Raw genomic sequence first — 6,000 nt, 5'->3', positions numbered from 1 at the left:
GACCCAAGAAGAGAATGCCCGAAACGGCCTGATAGCCACCGACTGGCGCGACCCGCAGTACGATATGCTGTTCCAGCCGGTTACCAACAGCATCCGTTACCATTACGACTTCAACGGCAACCGCACCACCACCGTATTGCCCGACGGCAGACAAATCAACTACCTGTATTACGGCAGCGGCCACCTGCACCAAATCAACCTCGACGGCGAAGTCATTACGGACATCGAACGCGATAAGCTGCACCGCGAAATCCAAAGGACACAGGGAGCCCTGACCAGCAACTACGAACTGGATCCGGTAGGCCGTCTGAAAGCCCAAATCGCACAACTCAACGGCCTGTCTGAAAACGGCAAAGCAGCCGTAGGGGCGGGTTACATACCCGCCCGCATGCATGGCCAAACCGCAGTCAAACGCAGCTACGGCTACGACAAAACCGGCAACCTGCTCCACAGCACCGACCAGCGGGCGGGAACGACGCATTTCGAGTACGACAAACTGGGCAGAATCACCCGAGCGGGCGACGAACGGTTTGCCTTCGACCCCGCGCACAATATCCTTTCAGACAGGCATCGGGACAACGCAGTAAAAGATAACCGTCTTAAAGAATACAACGGCACCAGCTATTACTACGACGGCCTCGGCAACCTGATCCACCGAGAACTGCCAAACGGCGACGTGCAGAACTATTTCTATGATTTGCATGACCAACTCATTAAGGTGGAAATCTTTAAAAAAGACGGAAGTAAAGAGACTTGGGCTTACCGCTACGATGCTTTGGGTAGACGGATCGGCAAAGGCCGTCTGAAAAACGGCGGGGTAGAAACCGTTGAAAGCGAAAGTGTTTCAGACAGGCATTCAACAGACCATGCCTGTCTGAAAACAGAGAACGGCAAAGATATTTTAGACAGCGAAATTGCCTTCCTGTGGGACGGCAGCCATCTGTTGCAGGAACAAAATTCAGACGGCCTCTACACCTACATCTACACCGATGCAGACAGCTATGAACCGCTGGCGCAAATCCGTGGTTGGACGGATGCAGAAGGCGAGGCTAAACAACAGACCAGCTATTTCCATTGCGACCAAATCGGCATACCGCGTGAGATGACCGATAGGGACGGCAATCTGCTGTGGTTCGGGGATTATGCAGGTTGGGGGAAATTCAAATCTGAAACCAATATTACAAACGCCCATCAGCCGTTCCGGCTTCAAAATCAATACTGTGATAAAGAAACGGGCTTGCATTACAACTTCTTCAGGTATTATGAGCCTGATTGTGGAAGATTTATTAATCAAGACCCGATAGGGTTGGCAGGTGGGGAGAATCTATATAATTTTGGAAACTCAGCACAAAAGCTAATTGACCCTTTAGGGCTTAATGGATTTGAGGCATTACAGCAACAATTAAACTCGCCCGGCATGCGTTCTTCCTACAATGAAGCATATAACAATGCTATTAAGCAATTAAATCCTCAACCACTCACCCGCTCAGCTAGTTCACACTCTATGAGTGTTGTTGCTGAAGCACAAAATATGGGAGGTCTCAGTGCTCGTGTAACAGGCATTAAAAATAATTTTCCCGATGGAGCTACAAATTATTGTTTAGCAGCAACAGTATGTGGTGAGACCGGTGCTAGTGCGCGGCTAACTTTTGGTGGTGAATATTCATATTCTAATAATACATCTTCAATAGGCTTAAGCCAGTCGACTTGTGTAAATGGTAGTGCAGCCGCATTATATGGTGCTGGAGGAGGCATATGTACAAGTGATCCACGACCTAATGAAAAAACGACTATTACACATAATGTCAATGCACTAGTGGGGGGCGGAGGAGGTGCAAGTTTAGGGAAATGTGCTACTTATACTGCAATTTGCTCCCAACAGAGATAACAATCTTAATCTAGGATTTGTTAAAAAAGGATCGAATAATGATAGTTAAAAATATATTGTCTATTTTAGCACTATGTGCATTGCTATCCTCCTGTCAACCCAACACAAATAAAATTGAAAAAACATCTTCAAGAAACAATATAGAAAAAAAAGTTAATAATATTTCCAAGAATGTCGATAATGCAGCTCCTTATAACTTACAGATAGGAAGTTCCTCTGTGACTGATGCCTTATCTATGTACCCAAATCTAAATCGTGCAGATAGTTCTTATATTAGATTTGGAAAAAATGACATACCCATGCCCAATAGTTATTGGATTGAGCAATCAGATGGAAGTACTGTTGTTTTCCAATTTGATGACAATGACAACATATTGCAAAACGTTTTAATTTTAAATTTAACACCATCTTTTAAAGAAGTAACAAATTCTCTTAATCAATTATATTCAAGTTATAACAATTTAACTTTAGAAGAATTTGAAGCATTATCAGGCGGAGAAACCACTTTTGAAAATCATGAGTTATATCTTAAGAGACAAAAAGACAAAATTGCTTTTTTTAAGCAAGGCAATATCTTAATTATTGCTGCAATATCTGAAAATGGGAAAACTTTTGTTTCTTATCGAAATATTAAATATATTAAAAAACTAAAAGAAAAAGAAGCTCTCCTTAGACAGGCAGATTGAAAAATACCGTGAACTTTCAAACGTTCTCAAGCAGATAAAACAGACTTTCATATGTGACGGCAGCCATTTGTTACAGCAAGCATAGCATATATAACATTGCCTATTTAATCTGTAACATGCATGCCGACAGCACGCACGCGTTTTTTTACCTGTTAACCTTAATCCACACGAAACCCCACCATGGCCGTCAACAAAATCGCCCGCAAGAGCAGCAAGTTCCGCGTGATTTTTAACGTGCCTGACTTCTGTTGGCCGCCTCCGACCACACCGCCGCAAATGCCGCCAATGCACACAGCATCACCTGCTTCGACTACAACCCCAACGGTCAGCTCATCGGCCAGCACCACTGGAAGGTACCGACCCAAGAAGAAAACGAGCAAAACGGCCTGATAGCTACCGACTGGCGCGACCCGCAATACGATATGCTGTTCCAGCCGGTTACCGAGAGCATCCGCTACCATTACGACTTCAACGGCAACCGCACCACCACCGTATTGCCCGACGGCAGACAAATCAACTATCTGTATTACGGCAGCGGCCACCTGCACCAAATCAACCTCGACGGCGAAGTCATTACGGACATCGAACGCGATAAGCTGCACCGCGAAATCCAAAGGACACAAGGAGCCTTAACCAGCCGCTACGAATTGGATCCGGTAGGCCGTCTGAAAGCCCAAATCGCACAACTCAACAGCCTGTCTGAAAGCGGCAAAGCAGCCGTAGGGGCGGGTTACATACCCGCCCGCACCCCCGTCCAAACCGCCGTCAAACGCAGCTACGGCTACGACAAAACCGGCAACCTGCTCCACAGCAGCGACCTGCGTACGGGTACGACGCACTTCGAGTACGATAAGCTCGGCCAGCCCCTGAAAGTGCAAAACCAAACCTTTGTCTTCGACCCCGCCTACAACCTGATTAACGAATACGGAGAGCAGGTAAAAGACAACCGCATTGCGGCTTACAACGGTATAAAATTCTTCTACGACGACTTCGGCAACACCATCCACAAAGAACATTCGGACGGCAGCACCCAAAATCTGTATTACGATTTGTTCGACCGTTTGGTTAAAGTGGAAACGTTTAAGAAGAACGCCGAAACAGGAGAGTGGGACAAAGAAGTTTGGGTATTTGAATACGATGCGTTGGACAGAAGAGTCAGCAAAGGCCGTCTGAAAGCTGAAAACGGCAAAGATATTCTAGACAGTGAAATCACATTCCTGTGGGACGGCAGCCGCCTGTTCCAGGAACACAATTCAGACGGCCTCTATACTTACATCTATACAGACCAAGACAGTTACGAACCCCTAGCCCAAATTCACAACTATACAAACACGGAATGTGAAAGCAGACAGGAAATCAATTATTTCCATTGCGACCAAATCGGCATACCGAGAGAAATGACCGATAAAGACGGTAAACTGCTTTGGTTCGGCGAATACGACGCTTGGGGCAAACTGGTTAAAGAGACCAACGTAACGGGAAGGGCGCACCAGCCGTTCCGACTCCAAAACCAGTATTGCGACCGTGAAACAGGGCTGCATTACAATTTCTTCCGGTATTACGATCCTGATGTTGGGCGGTTTGTTAATCAGGATCCGATTGGACTGCTTGGAGGAAATAATCTTTATCATTTTGCACCTAATAGGCAGGTTTGGATTGACCCTTTAGGTTTAAATCCTTTAGTTGGTTTAAATCTATCTAGTATGAATCGCCAACAAATTGCAGATGTTTTATCAAAATCAGAAAATATTTCATGGAGAGGTGGCTCACCTGATGGAAGATTTATGCAATGGAATTATACGGATACAGGAAAATGTGCTGTTAGGCTAGATCCTCCTGATGATAAAACTCCAAATGATCATGCACATTTATATGATAGACAAGGAAACTCTCTAGATATTAAAGGAAATATTGTGGATAGAACATCTCCCGATGCTCACATTCCCATCCTACCCAATTAGTTGTTGAAATATTTAAAGGCAATGAAATGAATATACATGATTTAAGTATTAGCGATTGTCCTATAACTAAAGTAATCATTAATAAAAATGAAATAGTTTATTATTTTTCAGAAGCTTACTCAAAATCTTTGAGGCAATACATTTCTAACATTGCAATTAAAATTAAAGATTGGTCTAAGTTTAGTGGAAAACACTTTATATCTAAATCACCTTTTGAAAAGCCATTGATAAAAAATATTTTAGAAAATGAAATAGAACCTTTTGAATTAATACAAGAATTTTTTATAGAAAACAATAATTTAGTATTTAAAGGGTACAGCTCGAAATCCGAAGCTTGGCTAGAGTACACTTTCCAAAAGCCAAATATAGAAGTTAAAAGTAATCCTTAGTGTCATACAGATGGAATCACCTTCAAACGCAACTACGGCTACGACAAACTGGGCAGAATCACCCGAGCGGGCAACGAGCGGTTCGCCTTCGACCCCGCGCACAATATCCTGTCGACCAACGACCAAACCGTTTCAGACGGCCTCAACTCCGTTACCGACAACCGCCTGAAACACTACAACGGCATCAGCTATTATTACGACGACCTCGGCAACCTGATCCACCGCGAACTGCCAAACGGCGAAGTGCAGAACTATTTCTATGATTTGCACGACCAATTGGTTAAGGTGGAAATCTTTAAGAAAGACGGCAGTAAAGAGACATGGGTTTATACCTACGACGCGTTGGGTCGGCGGATAAGCAAAGGCCGTCTGAAAGAAAACGCTAACGAAGTTTCAGACAGGCATTCAACAGACCATGCTTGTCTGAAAACAGAGAACGGCAAAGATATTTTAGACAGTGAAATTACTTTCCTTTGGGATGGCAGCCACTTGTTACAGGAACAAAATTCAGACGGCCTATATACTTACATCTACACCGACCAAGATTCTTACGAGCCACTGGCGCAAGTCTGCAATTGGACAAACGAAGAAGAAACCGAACAAAGTATCCATTATTTCCACTGCGACCAAATCGGCATACCAAGAGAGATGACCGATAAGAACGGTAATTTGTTGTGGTTTGGGGATTATGCAGGTTGGGGGAAACTCAAATCTGAAACAAACATTACAAACGCCCATCAGCCGTTCAGATTGCAAAACCAGTATTTCGACCAAGAGACGGGCTTACATTACAACTTCTTCCGCTATTACGAATCGGACTGCGGTAGGTTTGTTAATCAGGATCCGATTGGGTTGATAGGCGGAGAAAACTTATATCATTTTGTTCCTAATGCCCAACGCTGGACTGATGTATTAGGATTGAGTCCGTTTGATGATAGACCTAATGAAGGTTTATTTGGAGGCTGTAAAACTACAAGTTGTGCAAAAGTAGAAGTACTCAATAAAGTGATAACAGATCGCTGGAAAAGTGGGGCGATAAAAAATGATGCCATTAATGGAGCCATCAGCCAAACCCC

The 6,000-nt window shown here is 44.1% G+C and carries 3 protein-coding genes and 2 pseudogenes; all 5 read left to right on the top strand.

The features are described 5' to 3' along the window. Positions 1–1,888, top strand: a 1,888-nt coding sequence (locus tag AKG09_RS05905) for an RHS repeat-associated core domain-containing protein (protein WP_082391832.1), incomplete at its 5' end; no start/stop codon positions are given. Positions 1,889–1,926: 38 nt separating this feature from the next. After that, positions 1,927–2,574 carry a hypothetical protein gene (locus AKG09_RS05900; protein WP_054618526.1) on the top strand — a complete coding sequence of 216 codons (648 nt, stop codon included), beginning with the start codon at positions 1,927–1,929 and terminating at the stop codon, positions 2,572–2,574. A gap of 260 nt (positions 2,575–2,834) precedes the next feature. After that, positions 2,835–4,535 (top strand): annotated as a pseudogene (locus AKG09_RS05895) (RHS repeat-associated core domain-containing protein); the annotation flags it as partial. A 26-nt stretch (positions 4,536–4,561) separates the two neighbouring features. Then, positions 4,562–4,924 carry a hypothetical protein gene (locus AKG09_RS05890; protein WP_054618524.1) on the top strand — a complete coding sequence of 121 codons (363 nt, stop codon included), beginning with the start codon at positions 4,562–4,564 and terminating at the stop codon, positions 4,922–4,924. Between the two features lie 30 nt (positions 4,925–4,954). After that, positions 4,955–5,845, top strand: a pseudogene (locus AKG09_RS05885) (RHS repeat-associated core domain-containing protein); the annotation flags it as partial. Between the last annotated feature and the right edge of the window lie 155 nt (positions 5,846–6,000).

Origin of the sequence: Neisseria sp. 83E34, assembly GCF_001308015.1 — a bacterium.
In the GTDB taxonomy this organism is placed as follows: domain Bacteria; phylum Pseudomonadota; class Gammaproteobacteria; order Burkholderiales; family Neisseriaceae; genus Neisseria.
The sequence above is the reverse complement of the archived record's forward strand: the minus strand, read 5'-3'. Positions and strand labels throughout refer to the sequence as shown.

Bases quoted from the DNA above. Each gene is read 5' to 3' on its own strand.
- AKG09_RS05900 (WP_054618526.1), top strand. From the start codon at position 1,927: ATGATAGTTAAAAATATATTGTCTATTTTAGCACTATGTGCATTGCTA.
- AKG09_RS05890 (WP_054618524.1), top strand. From the start codon at position 4,562: ATGAATATACATGATTTAAGTATTAGCGATTGTCCTATAACTAAAGTA.